This window comes from Methanosarcina sp. WWM596, from assembly GCF_000969965.1.
GTDB lineage: Archaea > Halobacteriota > Methanosarcinia > Methanosarcinales > Methanosarcinaceae > Methanosarcina.
The window spans coordinates 877,184-893,276 of sequence record NZ_CP009503.1; the positions used below are offsets into that span (position 1 = coordinate 877,184).

Here is a 16,093-nt window from a genome sequence, read left to right on the forward strand (position 1 = left end):
GCAGGGCATGAAAACGTTAAGGAAATTGAAGAAAAAGGTACTCAAATACTTTGCTAAAAACCTGCCCTGTTGCAGTCTCCGGATATTTATGTACAAAAACTGCGGGTATAAGATCGGAAAGCACACTTACATAGCAGAAGGTCTAACAATCGCAGAAAAACTGGAAGATACTGATAACCTGAGAATCGGAGATAGAGTAGCTATAGGCCCAAACGTAACCCTGCTCACATCTTCAGACCCAAATAATTCCCGAATTAAACCTTATGTAAAAATTCAGAGAGGTCGGATAGTAATAGAAGACGATGCCTGGCTTGGCGCTGGCTCTATAATAATGCCTGAGATCAGAATTGGCAGGGGAGCTGTAGTCGGAGCCGGATCAGTCGTTACAAAAAATGTAGACCCTTATCATATCGTTGCAGGAGTGCCTGCCAAAACAATAAAAAAGGTTGAAATGCCGTGAATATACTATTTGATATCGGGCACCCAAAAGATGTAAATGTCTTTAAAAACGTGATCTGGAATCTTCAAGAAAGGGGTCACGAGACCAAGATAGTGGCAAGAGCCAAAGAAAATACGAAAAGAGTACTTGAAGAGTACGGATTTGAGTATGAGGTGTGCAGATATTATAAGACAATGCTTGGAAAAGCCTTAGGGATACTAATGAATGATTTGTGGCTTTACAAACAGGTGAGATTGTTTAAACCGGATGTTTTTGTGAGCCCCGGTTCTCCTTATTCAGCACATGTGAGCCGTATTCTTAAAAAACCTCATATTGCTTTTTCAGATACCGAGATTGCAGGTCTCGTAATTAAACTTACTTTTCCTTTTACTGACAAGATATACACTTCAAATTCATTTTATCTGGATTTGGGACCTAAGCAAGAAAGGTTTGACGGATACTACGAGCTTGCATACTTACATCCAAAGTATTTTACTCCAAATAAAGAAGTGCTAAATAAGTATCAACTAAATGATAAGTATATAATTCTCAGGTTATCTGCCCTTTCCTCCCATCATGATATAAACGCAACAGGACTGAATTTTAAAACTGAAGAAGAACTTCGAGAGTATGTGAACCAGCTCGAAAAATATGGTAGAGTAGTAATATCTTCCGATACTACAGCTTGGCAAACAGTAAAAGATTACCAGTTAAAAATAGATCCAAAAGACCTCCACGATGTAATTTATTTTTCTGCTCTCTGCATTGGAGAAGGCGCTACAATGGCATCTGAAGCTGCTATCCTCGGAGTCCCTTCAATATACGTCTCAAATACCCGGAGAGGATACCTGAACGAACTTGAAGAAAAATACGGATTGGCTTATACAATATTAGATAGAAGCACTGCACTGGATAAAGCCGTATCTCTATTGAAAAATGATACATTAAAAGAAGAATGGCTGTTAAAAAAGCAGAACATGTTAGAAGAAAAAGTTGGTGTTGTGGAGTTTATAGTCAATATGATTGAAAACTCAGGAAAAGTAAGCTGAGTATTATTTTCGGAATGTAATAAAATAGCGAATATATACGGAACTGATCCAAATATTTTGTTTACAAAAATAAAACTATATATATTTACAAAGTTTCATCTTTACAAAGTTTCATCCCTGGAAGCGTGAAAAAATATGATAGTAGGAATACATCAACCGAATTATTTTCCATATTTAGGTTTTTTTGACAAGCTGAGAAAATCTGATGTATTCATTATCTATGATGATGCTCAGTTTACCAAAGGGGACTTCCAGCAGAGAAACAGGATAAGAATATACCACGGATGGAAATGGCTTACTGTGCCTGTTGAGAAAAAGCATATTCCCATCAATCAAATAAAAATAAGAAACGATGTTGAAATAGAAGGAACAAACTGGCAGGAAGCTCATTTTAAAGAAATAAACGATAACTACAAAAAAGCTCCTTTTTATCCGAATTTTGAAAAAGATATTCGCCGAATCTATGGGCAAGAATATGATATGCTTCTCGACATAAACCTGAAATTGATCGAATTTCTAATGAAATCATTTGAGATTGATACTGAAATTATTCATTCAAGTGAATTCGGGTTCAATTCCAAGTCAACAGAAAGACTTGTCGATCTTGTCAGTGCAGTTGGCGGGGACGTTTATCTATCAGGCCCAATGGGTAAAGACTATCTTAATCCTCAGTTGTTCGACGAAAAAAATATTCAGGTATGTTTTCAGGATTTCAGACATCCGGTTTATAAGCAGCAGTACGATGGGTTTGAGCCAAATATGTCGGCTATAGATGCTTTATTGAATGCTGGTCCAGAGGTTGGTAATTATGAATGAAAACAGAATTAACACGATATTTTTTGGCAACAATGGTTTGATTTTGGATTGCTTAATTGAAAATTCAAATGTAAAAAGCGTTTTTTGCCAGCCTCTGGAAAAAAGTAATGTGAATAGAATTAAAATTACAGAAACTACTGATAAATCTTTCATACCATTTCACGAACCAGACAGAATAGAACTTTATAATTATATAGACTATATAAAAGACTCAAATCCCGATTTAATTGTTGTTTGCGGATATAAATATATTATTAGAAATGAAATATTTAATATTCCCAGGTTTAAATCCATAAATATACATCCTTCATATCTGCCTTATTATAGAGGCCAGCATGTGGTTAACTGGGCTATAGCCAATGGAGAAAATGAAACTGGAGTAACAATACACTTCGTTGATAAGGGAATTGACACTGGAGATATAATAGTCCAGAAAAAAATTCCTATTTTATTTGAAGACTCCGCAAATACATTACATTACAGAATATATCATGAGGCATGTGAGCTATTAAAGTATGTCCTTAATACCATCTCATCTGGAAAGGTTCTCCAAGCTGAAAAACAGGACGATTCAAAAGCATCTTATTTTAGACCAAGAACCCCTGAAAATGGAATAATCGATTGGAACAGAGATGGGATTGAGATTTACAATTTAATAAGGGCACTTGTTAAGCCTTGGCCGGGTGCTTACGGTTATATAAAAGGTAAAAAAATTATTTTTTGGGGTGCCCAATTTGAGGCTGACTCATCCAATTACTCTTCACTAGGTGAAATAATCGCTAGTTCTGATTCTAACTTTATAATAAGTGTAAAAGGCGGTAAATTGTCAATTGACAATTATGCAGTTCTTGATAAAAATGGGAATGAAACAAAATTAGAACTCCGAATTGGAGATAAATTTGAAAAAGAGAGTGATTAAAATTACACGTACAGTTCTTGCTATGGGTGCTCATCCAGATGATATGGAACTTGAAGCTGGTGGGACGCTTGCGAAGTTTGCAAAGAAAGGATATGATGTATACCTGTTAATTCTAACATCAGGTGGCTATACAGACATAAATGGTAAGACTTACATTGATGAAGAACTGAGGAATGAAGCTAAAGATGCTACTAAGATACTGGGAATAAAAGGTATTATGTTTCTTAGTTACCCAACAAAAGACTTACCAGCAGATGGAGAAATAATTACTAAAGTTGATACCATCGTTAATGAATTACATCCAGATGTCTTTATTTCTCATCATCCTTTTGATTCCCATCAGGATCATAAGTCCGCAGCTGATATAATGTTTGCAGTTTCCCGTCAGGGTCGTGTAAAAAACGTGTTAAGTGCTTCAACGTTGCCATACAGACCTAATGTATTCGCCTTTAGACCCCAATTCTTTGTAGATATCACGGAAACTCTTGAAACCAAACTAAATGCCATTAGAGCCTACAAAACCCAGTACACAAAATTTGGTAGCGAAGTGCTGATAGAACATGTAAAAGGAATGGCTAAAACTTACGGCTGGGCAATGGGATTCGAATATGCCGAATGTTTCGAAGTAATACGAATGGATGACAGCCTATGGGCATAAAAGACTATATACTTGTAACCCCCTGCAAAAATGAAGAAGAAAGTCTTCCAAAACTCGCAGAATCTGTAGTTAATCAGACAATAAAACCAATACTTTGGGTTATTGTCGATGATGGGAGTACAGATAGAACTCCTGAAATATTGAGAAATATCACTTCAAAGCATAGCTGGATTAAAAGTTTAAGATTGAATGAAAAGCCAAGAGACCTAGGAATACACTTATCACATGTCTACAGAACTGGATTTGACTACGCTTTCAATTACTGTAAAGAAAATAACTTGGAGTATTATTATATTGGTAGCGTTGATGCAGATATTACATTTGATGGCAATTATTTTGAATCTCTTATGAGTGAATTTGAAAAAAATAAAAACTTAGGCATATGTAGCGGTCATGTAGGTAACATTATCAATAATAAAATTATATGGAGCAATTTCAGAAAAGATATACCTTCCGGAGGAGCCAGACTCTGGAAAAAGGAATGTTTTATAGATACTGAAGGCTATCTGCTGACATGTAGCCCAGATAGCGTATCAAATGTAAAAGCCACAATCCGGGGATGGGACATAAGACAGTTTGAACACATAAAAATGATATCTACAAGAGCATATGCCAGCGCTGAAGGTCAATGGAAAGGGTATAAAAAATTGGGCGTCAACAACTATTTTATAGGCTACACTCCCACACATGTTTTGCTAAAAGGAATAAGAATGTTATATAGTACTGATGGTTATTCTAAAAATGGGGTAGGATTAGCATACATAATAGGTTATTTCTCAGAATATATTAAAGGTGCTCCTAGAATAAAAGATGATGAAATATTAGACTACTATAAATACAAACGGTTGAAGGAGATACTATGTTCAAAGCTGAAGTCTCGCAGCGTAAAAAAGTAATATTGTTTGCACTATTAATTATACTCAACATAGTATTAAGAATTCCTTCAATACCTCACGAAAAGGGATCGGATTCTTTTTTCATACATTCCCTTTCCAACTCGGTAACTAGCTTTGGATGTGCGAACTGGTGGCTAAATTGGCTTTCAGTTTTTGGGTTATATCCTTACTCATACGCAAGTGCTATTCCATTCTCACTTTCAGGAGTCTCACAATTAACTGGACTTACAGGGTTGGAAATGGAAAAAACAATATTAATATTTTCTATCATAATGGGACTATTCAGTATTTTTACAGCATATATATTAGCTGGAACATTATATAATGACTTTTTATATAAATACTTGACAGCTCTTTTCTTTTCAATATCTCAAGGAATAATGATATTCAGCACATGGGAAATAAGTACTAGAGGCCCGTTCATTATATTTTTACCACTTTTTCTCTTCGTACTGATAAAAAAAATGAAATTAAGAAAAACTGCTTTACTAGTGATAGTTCTAATCCCGTTTTTAGCAGCTATCCATCATTTTTTTTATTTTTCAATACTTTTATTAAGTATATTTGTAATTTTAAAGTTAATATCCAAGGTAAATTTAACGTGGAATATAAATAACAGTCATAATTATTTATATTTTATAGGATTCATATTTGCACTTACATATCCTTTTTTTACAAGGACATTGATAGAAGCGGGATCCAGATATGAATGGGTATTAACCACTGTAATAATAAATATACGATATATAGGGCCAGTTTTAATTTTCTTCTTTGGAGGGTTATTCTATTTAATGTTCAAAAGAAACAAAATATTTGAAGAAACATATATTCTTGTGGCTCTATTAATGCTGATACCCACTATGTATTCCCATGCTTATGGAATCTATATATTACTGACATTCACAATACTTTTTAGCGCTCTAGGTTTCAGGAATCTATTAAGTTCATACGAAAAGAGATCAGATAAGATAATAATCACAACCATAATTTTGATCTTAATATCTTTTTCTACTTTTTCAGGATTTTACAATCATGCACGTACTGGTGATTCTCAAAACTATTGGTATATGCCTGATATCACATATAGTGCTGCAACTTGGACAAACAACTATATACCCGAGAGTTCTCACGGTTTCGCATTCAGGGGAGATACTTGGAGATTGTCTCCTATGTCAGATGGACATCCTATTACACCTACACTTGGTGCGGAGATACTTGCTTACAAGTTAATGAATGAATCCGATATCGAGATGGAGAAGGTTAGTCTTAATTCATTAGATTATTATCTTGAGGGACCGTATGTCATAAAACCAATGACTGATGTAGCTGGATCTGTCAACTGGCTTATGGGTCTACAAGATATTGATGATGGCAGGGCTATAGAAATAATAGATAAATTCAATGCTACATACATTTTAGAGGATGTATATGCAAGAGAACCAATTATTAACTCAATAGAAGAAAAAAAGAATAATATATTTAGTAACGGAAGGATTAGAGTCTGGATACTGTGAAAATACCATAAAATAAACAGGTTAGATAAGATTTTATCAATGTAAATCAAAGAAAAATATCAATTATTTTAATAAGGATTGTAATGGGCAAGGATTTTTAGGGAACACTGATATGGATCTGTTGTATTTTTACCCCGAAAAAAATGATGCGCCTGCCAAAGTTGGAAAATCGATTATAGAGGAATTAATCAATTACAAAGATCCTTTACCTGTTGATAAAATAAAATTAATTATAAACAAAAATGAGAATGAAGCAAAACAATATAATCTTGAAAGTGTGACCTTATTAGATATATTAAATTATCCAAACAATTATGTTATTCACATACCTATTAGTCCAAATTTGATGCCAAATAAAAAATTTCTGCTTCACATTTATTCAATCATAAAGCAGAAACCACTAATTATACACTATCATGGCGATTTTAGAAAACATATAAAAATGCAACTAAAATATCGTCACCGTTTAGATTACTTGACTATTCCCTCTGCCATTTTTGCCCCATATTTATTAAAATATACATGTCAGATAGTAACTCATTCCTATTCTTTAAACGATATAATTAAAAAAAAATATAGAGTAAAAAATAGTATAGTTATACCTAACGGAATTGATAATTTCTGGTTTTATCCACTAAATGACTGTAATTTATCAGAACTTAATCACATAGTTACCGACGATAATTTTAAAATATTTTTCCACGGAAGGCTTGCTCCTGAAAAAGGTATAGATTTGTTAATCAAAGCAGTCTCTAAATTTTTGAAAGATAAGCCAAAAACAGTACTATACATTGCAGGAGAAGGTGAATATAAAAAAGGTTTAATAAAACTATGCGAGAAACTAAAAATAAAAGATCATGTTATTTTCCTCGGAAATTTAAATAGATTAGATATTAAATTTATCTTGAAAAATGTTGATCTCGCTATATATCCATCACGATTTGACACTTTTTGCTTAGCTGTAATGGAAGCATTCGCATGTTCAAACTGCCCTGTATGTTTTTCTAAAAATGCTGGAATCTATGATTTTGTTGTTGCAGATGGATATCAACTTAAATCATTTGAGCCAAATGTTGATGACATTGTTGAGATACTTAACTCACAATATACTGGAACAGACGAAAACCTGGTTACTATGCAAAAAAAATTTGCCGAAAGATATACATGGAACCATATTATTGAAAAATATGTAAATTTATATGAGAGCCACTCAATCCAATAATATCGAATTCATCTATGATTGAGTACTTTAAGAAGTAACTGTATATCGTCTTTTGAAAATACATTAAGTGAAAAAATAGAAACAATGTATATAATTCCCCCAATAAATGCTAATGTGAACATATTCAAAGATGGGAATTTTATTAAGGTTAACCCCATCACTCCTGAAGCGATAAATAGTTTTAATAGATCCACATTAACAAAATGTAGTGATAAATTTACATATATAAAGTAAAACTCTATGAAAAATAGTGCTATTACAGAAACTAATGTAGCAAACGCAGCCCCCATATAACTGTAATCAGGTATGAACACTACATTTAACCCTATATTCAAAATACAACAAATTCCAATAGTTAACGTATTTAACTCTTGCCTATTTACTGAAGTTAGTAGAGATGACTGAATTGAGTTTAATGAGTTAAAAATTATTGTACCAGATAGCATTTGTAATGCTATAATGGAACCCGAGAACTCTGAACTGTAAAGAAAATTAATAATATCTTTGGAAAGTAAATATATTCCAAACACTATTGGCAACATTAGTGCCAAGATATATCTCATGCTCATAAGGTAAGTGTTTTTAAGTTTCTCTTTATCAGAGAAATATTGTTTTGACATTACTGGCATGAGTGTTGAAGCTAAAGCACCTGGTAGGAAAAGCAGCGGATCTGTTAATTTATATGCAGCGGAGTAAATTCCTACAGGGATATCACCTTGATAAATCGACAACATCAAAACGTCAATACGATAATAGATAATAAAAAGACCATAGCCAATAACAAAAGGCAAGGCTTGCTTTATTAAATATTTTAAAGTGCCCAGGTTGAAATCTATATTAATTTTTATGAATTTTTTCGAGTACATATAATCTATTAAGGTCCGGAAAGCTTCAGAGAGTATAGAAACTAAAAAAATATTCATCAGAGTACCCTTATTGAGTATTATCAAAAATATTGATAATGCAAAAAAGCATTTAGAGATGATTAAAGCGATCGAAGAATATTCCATTTTAAGATTTGATTGGAAAAGGGACTCAATTAAATAACTAATTCCTTGAAATAATAATGTAATTGATACCAGATAGACATATATTACAGTATCGTAGGGATAATTTAAAATACGAATACCTGCTACCGCTAATAATACAGCTACAATAGAAGTCACTATTCTAATGTAAAAGGCATTATTGAATACAACATTAGTTGTTGAGGGATTTCTTGCAATCTCTCTAATAATTACCTGATCTAATCCAAATCCACTGATAAATGTGAAAAACATAAGATAAGTGGTTACAAAAGTATATTTTCCATAATTATTTACACCTAAATATCTTGCCAAGTAAACTGAAACGAAAAGAGCTATAAGCTTTACAACTATATTGCCAAATAAAATAAAGCTTGTATTTTTAGCTACGTCACGCGCTAGGCTCATAGTAAATACCTGTTATTAATATAATCTATGTCCAAGTTTTGTATCCTGGAAAAAAAACGAATGCAAATATAATATGCACACAGACTATACAATAATCTTAATAAAAAATATTTTCCTCTTTTTTTTATGAATAGCACACAAAAAAGCATATCCTGTAAAAACATCCCAATTTCACTCCAAAAAAATAATATATAATTAATAGGTTTGCCTAAATTTTTGGATACAAAATAAAGATTATATGCCTTTTCCATGATAATAGCTTGTTTTAGTGGTGTACCTTTATTAAAAGATCCTTTATACAATAATTTTGCTTTAGGTGCTAAATAAATTGACTGTGGATATTTCTTGTAAATCCTATAAGAAAAATCAACATCTTCACCATAACTGTACTTGATCAGGTTATTATCATATAAAAACTCATTAAACACTTTCTTTTTTACACTTGAGCATCCACCGCTGGCCCACTGACAATTAATTACTTTATCACAATATGAAGGAGAAACATTTTTTCCAGAAGGTAAAACTTTTTTCATATTTTTGGAAAAACTAAAGATATAAAAGAATTTAGAGTATAGGTTCCATATATTGTTCCACAATATAATTATATTACTTTTTGATATTTCTTTTGCAAGATTTCCCTGAACAATTAAAGCATTTGGACAATCAGAGTATATTTGGATAATTTCTTCAATATAATATGTATCAAATTTATCATCATCATCCAAAAAGAAAATGATATCGCCCTGGGCATTTTGCCCCCCAATATTTCTGGCAACAGATACACTATTTACATGATTTTTTAAGTATCTGATCTGAGTATTCGATTTGTTGTTAGAGTAAAATTGTAAAATGTCTTCTGTTTTACTATCGTTACCATTATCCACGACAATGATCTCATTTGCTGGAGTAGACTGATCTAACACGGACTCTACTGCAGATTTTAATTCCTCGCTCCTATTATATGTAGGAATTACAACTGATATTTTCATAATAAGTCCCATAAAAAGAGAAAATAAAATATTTTAATTCCATTTAAAATGAAATTACGAGGCTAATAAAAACTCTACTAAATTATTAACAACATTAAAGCTTCAGCTAACGGAATTAAACTTTAATCCACCTCCCCTTTTTAAAGTCATACTTCTTAATGACTCTAGCGGGAATGCCTACAGAAACTGAATATGGAGGTATTTCTGCTGAGAAATTACTATAATTGGCATATAAATATTGTGTTTTTTCTCTAATCGGAATATTCTATATACCAATAGATAGTAGAAAACTTTAATTTGATACTCATTGCCCAGTTAGCTTATATTTTTTGGCTATTGGCTTATTGGGTTGAAAATAATTGTTTAGTCAAATAGTTAGCATGTCTAAGAGGCTGTCTGAATATGCATTTTTCATTTGGATGAAGGCTTGATTTTAGCCAGTCGTTTACTCATTATACGGATCATAGCAGCATATATGAAGGCTTGACTTGATTCTGTCAATCCTTCATAATCTTTGCTCAAACGCCGATAACGCCCTCTCCATCCAAATGTACGCTCTACTACCCATCTACGAGGAAGTACTTGAAAACCTTTGACATCATCGTTACGTTTTACTATTTCCAAAACCCAACCACACGTTATCTTGACCCAATTAACCAGTTGACCAGCATAACCAGCATCAGCCCAAATAAGCTGCAATCAAGAAAAGGTCCCCTTAATTTGTTCCAGAACAAGTTTAACTCCATCCCGATCCTGGATATTGGTGGCATGAACTACAACCATCAATAGTAGCCCTGTTGTATCTACTATAATATGGCGCATAATATGACGCTTTCTCCCTTTTACTTTCTTTCCAGCATAATAACCACGTACTCCAGGTGTTTCTGTGGTTTTGACTGATTGACTATCCAAAATTGCTGCACTTGGCTCTGGTTCTCTGCCATTTGCAATTCTCAGTTCAGTTCTTAGCGCAGCATTTATGCGTTCCCAAATTCCGTAAAGATGCCAAAGACGGAAATAGTGGTAGACAATTGCCATGGTGATAATTCGTGTGGTAACATTCGCCAGGCACAACCAGAACGTAGCAAATAGAATATGCCATTTAATATTTCCTGATAGAGATGAACACGTTTTTTGCCGCGATTAGTTGGGGGATTTGGGATGTGAGGCTTGATTAGCTTCCATTCTCTATCAGATAAATCGCTAGGATAAGGAAGTCTTACAGTCTGTTCTGACCTTGACGAACAATCGTGTTACAGGTATTATTTAGTTTTAAGACAGCCTTTTAGATATTTATTACTTACTTTCAGCATGTCGACATTAGATATTTGAACATTTTTTCCAACACCGTTTTAGAGCATTAGATAACTCTAGACATTATGTTTAAAGCTGGATAACGTATGATCCAACTCTCACGACCTATATAAGCATGGAACCATTTTTTTCATTAAAGTTTAGTATGACGGATTCATAATTGGTTACATGTCAACCTATCAACTATACGCAATTACGAGGTATTTTTTTTTCAAAATCATTGTCATTATCACTTATTAAAAATTAAATGTCAACCAGTCGACGGTAAGAATATGGTTCATAGCATGGATTCTTGTCGCATCCCCCAAAAGTAGGATGAAGAACTTACTACTAGGAATTAATAATATTAACTAACATATTTATACAAAGAAGGCAGTTTATTGAATAATTTGAAATATTTAAATAGAGCAGGGGGAATAATATTGAAACTGGGGGATAAATTACAGGGAAATCTGTTATACCATACCCTAACTGTGTGTATAATGTTTTGTTTTTTTTTACCAGTTGCGTCTGCAAGTATAACATCTGATTCTTATTGGAACATAATAATTGTTCAAGATGAAACTCATGTAACCCTTACAGATATATCCAATAAATTAAATGATTCAAAACTAATAAAAAACTGGGGAAATGGCATTTGGACGGCTTCATGTATTTACTCAAAAAATTCTACAGTATATATAAATAATTCTGAAGTTACTGAATTAAGAATGACAGGACAAAAAGGATATACAAGAATTTTGTATGGATATAATAATAATGATAAGTTCAAAATACATGATGTTACAATAACCGGATGGAACGAAACTTCAAACACCTATGAACACAGAGGATCTATATATTTATACAATTCTGAATTATATAATACTAATTTTCAATATGCTGAAAGAATAAATATATACGGTGATATTCAGGGAATAATACATAATGTTACTACATATAAAACGAGGGATTTTTGGGTAGAGGGAATCAAAAATGGAGTGATCCATGATATATATATTCAAGATTCTTCTGGAAATAGTGGAGCTGCATTCTATGTGAAAAACACTATTGGAATGAATATCTATAATGTAAAAGTAAACAAAACAGACAGAGTGGGATTTTATGTATTTAATTCAACGGGAGGAACTTTCCATGACATTTCTACTTGGAGATCAGGGAACTATCTGACCCCGCAAACCGGATACGAAGGAATTGTATTTTCGTCAGGAAGATACAATTACGGATATAATTTGTCGGTTAATGATAGTGGATGGAGTAGTTTTTGTCCAGGTGGGGCAGAGGATGGTTCTACATTCCGTAATGTTTCTGTTTTCAATGCCGGCCATAATGGAATAGATATACATCCAGCTAGTAACATTTCTGTTTATGACTCTATTATTGGTCATTCACCATCTAATAACATATTGTTAACTAATGGGAATGGAGCCTTGGGAGGATGTAATAATATATATTTTGAAAATTTGACATTGTTGGGTGGAGGATTTCTTATAGGTGATGATGTTCATAATGTAACTGTTAAAAATTCAATTATCCAAGGAAATGGAAACACTGTATTCAACAGTTCTGAAATAAAGTTCCAAAACATGACCATAACAACACCCCCGGGTTATGCCATTGAAAATAATGTAATCAAATTCACTTACATAAAGGATGGTGCATATACATATAATGGAACAATTATAGATTCTTCCGTAGATAGGATTGATTCTAGTAAAGCTATTAATACACGGATAATAAATACTAATTTTTCAAGATTTTACAGTTGTAATGACGCTGGAATTTATCGATATCTTGACCTAATAATAGTAGATGGAACTGGAACTCAACTACCAGATGTGACTATCGATCTTGTAAATGAACAGGATGAAAGTAAGGCAAGTTGTGATGGAAATGGTATACAAAAGACTCATTTCCTTATGTATAATGGAAGAACATGCCTTCCTATAAATAATAGGGCAGAATCGCCAGCAATACTACATATACATTATGAAAATTCATCATATTCTGAAACATATTCCAGCAAAGCCACCATCACCACTCCAGACGGCCGCACTGTTTCTCTCTCAGGAATCATTCCTGACTCTTCCTGGTACCGCGAAGACCCAAACGTCCCGACCTACACCATAACAGCAATTATCCCGGAAGATTCAACCAGCCCGCAGATAATCGGTTTTGCTCCAAGCACGGAAAACCCGTTCAACCCCGGAGAAACTAAAAACTTCAGGGTCTGGACAGATGAGCCTTTGACAGAGATGGACTGGTATGTGGACGGAAAACTTGTGTCCGAAGGCTCCCTTAATTATACGTGGACTATAACAAAAGACGAATCAGTAATTAAATTTGAGGGATCAAACGCAAACGGAGATGTTAGCAAGAGCTGGGACGTCTGGGGGACTGGTAATAATTCGTCTGGTATGATTGTATTTTTTCCAGAAAATACTTTGCTCTTTAAGAATACAGGAGAGTCCGTATACTTCAATGTAAGTTCCAGCCGGGCTTTGATTGCAAACTGGTTCGTAGGCGGGAAAGCGGTCCTGAATGACAGCACATCCTTAACCTATAGTTGGGATACGGCAGGAGTATACGACGTTAATGTAAGTGGTTCAGCGGATACTGATAGCTTTTCGAATACCTGGAAGGTAAACGTGACAGAACCTGAAGAGCCGCCATCTGAGAACAAATCAATAATCATGATAATTCCCTGCGAGAACGTCGCACCTGGAGCTCAGTTTGACCTTGGCATAAAAATCGATCCCTCCACCTCAATAAACGGTGCACAGCTTGACATTCTATTCGACAGTTCAATGGTCTCAGCCAGCAGTGTAACCGAAGGAGATTTCTTCAAACAGAGTGGGTCATCCACTATTTTCAACAGTGGGGCTATCGACAACATTGCCGGAACAGTCATAAACATCTATGGCTACATCCTGGGCCCTTTAAATGTATCCACACCCGGGACTTTTGCAACCGTTAACCTGACTGCAGGAAACAGGACAGGAATAGCAGAGTTCAACCTCTCAAACGTGCTTATCAGTGATGCAAGTTCAAAATCAGCTCCTTATACCGTTACAAATACAAGCGTACTGATAGACACTGCTCCTGTAATGGACCCTATTTGCTACCTCAAATCGATTGATGAGAAAAGCGCTCTCACTTTTAAGGTAATTGCCAAAGATGCGGACGGAGACGAACTTATTCTTTCAGCTTCAGATCTTCCCGATGGGGCAGAATTCAACACAGAATCTGGGAATTTCAGCTGGATCCCGGCTGTTGGACAGGCTGGAGTTTACACGTTTACCTTTGAAGTGAGCGATGGGTACCTCACGGATTCGGAGAACGTCACGGTAACCGTGAACAAGTTAAATAACCCACCAGCCATTGATTCCTTCGAACCTCTGGACGGGTCGTCTTTCAGTGAAGGGGAAAGGATCGGGATTTCAGTAAACGCATCCGATGCGGACGGGCAGGCCCTCAACTACTCCATCGGGATTGACGGAATAGAATACAGCACTGAAAACACTTATGTCTGGGAAACCGACTATTCCAGTAGCGGGAATCATACAATTGAGGTGGCTGTAAGCGATGGAATTGAAAAAGTAACGGAGCAGAACAATATATACATAAACAACTATCATCCGCGCTGGGACGTAAACCAGGATGGGGTAGTAAACATCCTTGACATAACCATAATAGCTCAGAATTACGGAAGCACCAGTACAGTAAAGCCTTACCCACGCTGGGATGTGAACCAGGATGGAGTGGTAAACACACAGGACCTTACCCTGGCTGGGTACCATTTTGGGGAAACAGTAGTCTAAAAAAGAGTTCAAAAAAAAAGTTCAAAAAAAAGTTCAAAAAAATAAAAAATGTGAGGTAGGCACAAAACCTGTTTCAAAATTACTTACCTCACATAGCCATTTTTCAGTATTCACTTACTATATTCACTTACTATATTCACTTACTATTCACTTACTATTTTGAACTTATTGGCTGATTTGACTTATCTGGCCTTTGGCTTACTGACTGATTTGGTTTATCTGGCAGCCTAGCTTATTAAACCTATTTATTATCATGACTATAGTTTATCCGGCTAATAAAGACTGCAGGTTAATGGAAATAATGGATATAACCGTGGAAAGATAATTTTTTATACATAATAAGATAAATTACACAGTATGTCGAGAAAATATAAACTAACAGGAATCTGTTTATCTACAATGATTACAATTCTCTTAATATTCACTTTTACAGCATCTGCAGCCACCCAGGTAACTCTCCAGCCTTCATCTGAAGTAGTTGAATCAGGCAGCTCGGTAACTGTAGATATATTTGTGGATCCGGATACGGAAATTGCAGGCATGCAGTTCGACCTGAAGTTTGACAGCTCACTACTGCAGGTAACAAATGTGACTGAAGGTGACCTGTTTAAACAGAGTGGTACGGAAACTTTTTTTAACCCGGGACAGAATGATACGGAAACACTCAAAAACGTATACGGATGCATTCAGGGAATAGGAGAAGTTTCGACTTCCGGTATATTTGCAACAATGACGTTATCCTCAACTCCAGGTAAAAGAGATATGGCACAAATTTATCTTCAAAACGTTACTGTAAGTAGCCAGGAAGGAAATGCCGTGCAAACCAGTGTGAATAATACCAGCATTATACTCACGAAAACGAGAAATTATGATAACTTCCAGAATGAACTGATTCAAAGACTGGTAGAGGAACTGACCTTAAACAGGCAAAGTTATGCCTAAGGGTTTCGATGTTTTCGGCATAATATGCAATATATTATCGGATAATAAGTGTTGTCATCATACTAAGATAGATAAGAAAGA

At 34.5% G+C, this 16,093-nt stretch carries 12 protein-coding genes and 1 pseudogene; 10 read left to right on the forward strand and 3 right to left on the reverse strand.

All coding sequences use genetic code 11. The annotated features are described in order from the left end of the window. Nucleotides 1-7 precede the first annotated feature (7 nt). From MSWHS_RS03960 to MSWHS_RS03995, 8 genes are all read left to right on the forward strand, one after another. Nucleotides 8-460, forward strand: coding sequence for a DapH/DapD/GlmU-related protein (locus tag MSWHS_RS03960; RefSeq protein WP_231585571.1), 453 nt, complete (start codon nucleotides 8-10; stop codon nucleotides 458-460). Next, complete coding sequence (locus tag MSWHS_RS03965) at nucleotides 457-1,488, forward strand: DUF354 domain-containing protein (protein WP_048158757.1); 1,032 nt, start codon at nucleotides 457-459, stop codon at nucleotides 1,486-1,488. Before MSWHS_RS03960 ends, MSWHS_RS03965 begins: the two co-directional genes overlap by 4 nt. 135 nt (nucleotides 1,489-1,623) lie before the next feature. Continuing rightward, complete coding sequence (locus MSWHS_RS03970; protein WP_048158758.1) at nucleotides 1,624-2,304, forward strand: WbqC family protein; 681 nt, start codon at nucleotides 1,624-1,626, stop codon at nucleotides 2,302-2,304. Further along, entirely contained in the window at nucleotides 2,297-3,223 is a 927-nt protein-coding gene (locus tag MSWHS_RS03975; protein WP_052722554.1) for a methionyl-tRNA formyltransferase, read from the forward strand. The genes MSWHS_RS03970 and MSWHS_RS03975 overlap by 8 nt, the downstream gene beginning before the upstream one ends. Beyond that, nucleotides 3,204-3,881 (forward strand): PIG-L deacetylase family protein, encoded by a 678-nt coding sequence (locus MSWHS_RS03980; RefSeq protein ID WP_048158759.1) that lies wholly within the window; start codon nucleotides 3,204-3,206, stop codon nucleotides 3,879-3,881. Before MSWHS_RS03975 ends, MSWHS_RS03980 begins: the two co-directional genes overlap by 20 nt. Beyond that, nucleotides 3,872-4,777: a glycosyltransferase family 2 protein gene (locus MSWHS_RS03985; RefSeq protein WP_048158760.1), complete on the forward strand. Its 906-nt coding sequence runs from the start codon at nucleotides 3,872-3,874 to the stop codon at nucleotides 4,775-4,777. Before MSWHS_RS03980 ends, MSWHS_RS03985 begins: the two co-directional genes overlap by 10 nt. Next, a complete protein-coding gene (locus MSWHS_RS03990) occupies nucleotides 4,741-6,291 on the forward strand; it encodes a hypothetical protein (protein WP_048158761.1) in 1,551 nt (516 codons plus the stop codon). Before MSWHS_RS03985 ends, MSWHS_RS03990 begins: the two co-directional genes overlap by 37 nt. Nucleotides 6,292-6,403: 112 nt before the next feature. Next, nucleotides 6,404-7,513: a glycosyltransferase family 4 protein gene (locus tag MSWHS_RS03995; protein WP_048158762.1), complete on the forward strand. Its 1,110-nt coding sequence runs from the start codon at nucleotides 6,404-6,406 to the stop codon at nucleotides 7,511-7,513. A gap of 8 nt (nucleotides 7,514-7,521) precedes the next feature. Here MSWHS_RS03995 and MSWHS_RS04000 read toward each other — a convergent pair whose 3' ends face one another. The 3 genes and pseudogenes from MSWHS_RS04000 to MSWHS_RS04010 form a co-directional block, all read right to left on the reverse strand. Next, on the reverse strand, nucleotides 7,522-8,946 hold the full coding sequence (locus MSWHS_RS04000) for a flippase (RefSeq protein WP_048158763.1): 1,425 nt from the start codon (nucleotides 8,944-8,946) through the stop codon (nucleotides 7,522-7,524). After that, on the reverse strand, nucleotides 8,943-9,935 hold the full coding sequence (locus tag MSWHS_RS04005) for a glycosyltransferase family 2 protein (protein WP_048158764.1): 993 nt from the start codon (nucleotides 9,933-9,935) through the stop codon (nucleotides 8,943-8,945). Before MSWHS_RS04005 ends, MSWHS_RS04000 begins: the two co-directional genes overlap by 4 nt. Before the next feature lie 411 nt (nucleotides 9,936-10,346). Continuing rightward, nucleotides 10,347-11,110: pseudogene (locus MSWHS_RS04010) on the reverse strand (IS5 family transposase). A 561-nt stretch (nucleotides 11,111-11,671) separates the two neighbouring features. On the opposite strand from MSWHS_RS04010, the gene MSWHS_RS21210 reads away from it, so the two are divergent. Both MSWHS_RS21210 and MSWHS_RS04020 read left to right on the forward strand, forming a co-directional pair. Next, a complete protein-coding gene (locus MSWHS_RS21210; RefSeq protein ID WP_231585572.1) occupies nucleotides 11,672-15,070 on the forward strand; it encodes a putative Ig domain-containing protein in 3,399 nt (1,132 codons plus the stop codon). Nucleotides 15,071-15,469: 399 nt separating this feature from the next. After that, nucleotides 15,470-16,012 carry a cohesin domain-containing protein gene (locus MSWHS_RS04020; RefSeq protein WP_052722556.1) on the forward strand — a complete coding sequence of 181 codons (543 nt, stop codon included), beginning with the start codon at nucleotides 15,470-15,472 and terminating at the stop codon, nucleotides 16,010-16,012. Nucleotides 16,013-16,093 lie beyond the last annotated feature (81 nt).

Coding starts and splice junctions, on each gene's coding strand:
- MSWHS_RS03960 (WP_231585571.1), top strand. CDS start 8: ATGAAAACGTTAAGGAAATTGAAGAAAAAGGTACTCAAATACTTTGCT.
- MSWHS_RS03970 (WP_048158758.1), top strand. CDS start 1,624: ATGATAGTAGGAATACATCAACCGAATTATTTTCCATATTTAGGTTTT.
- MSWHS_RS03975 (WP_052722554.1), top strand. CDS start 2,297: ATGAATGAAAACAGAATTAACACGATATTTTTTGGCAACAATGGTTTG.
- MSWHS_RS03985 (WP_048158760.1), top strand. CDS start 3,872: ATGGGCATAAAAGACTATATACTTGTAACCCCCTGCAAAAATGAAGAA.
- MSWHS_RS03990 (WP_048158761.1), top strand. CDS start 4,741: ATGTTCAAAGCTGAAGTCTCGCAGCGTAAAAAAGTAATATTGTTTGCA.
- MSWHS_RS03995 (WP_048158762.1), top strand. CDS start 6,404: ATGGATCTGTTGTATTTTTACCCCGAAAAAAATGATGCGCCTGCCAAA.
- MSWHS_RS04000 (WP_048158763.1), bottom strand. CDS start 8,946: ATGAGCCTAGCGCGTGACGTAGCTAAAAATACAAGCTTTATTTTATTT.
- MSWHS_RS04005 (WP_048158764.1), bottom strand. CDS start 9,935: ATGAAAATATCAGTTGTAATTCCTACATATAATAGGAGCGAGGAATTA.
- MSWHS_RS04020 (WP_052722556.1), top strand. CDS start 15,470: ATGATTACAATTCTCTTAATATTCACTTTTACAGCATCTGCAGCCACC.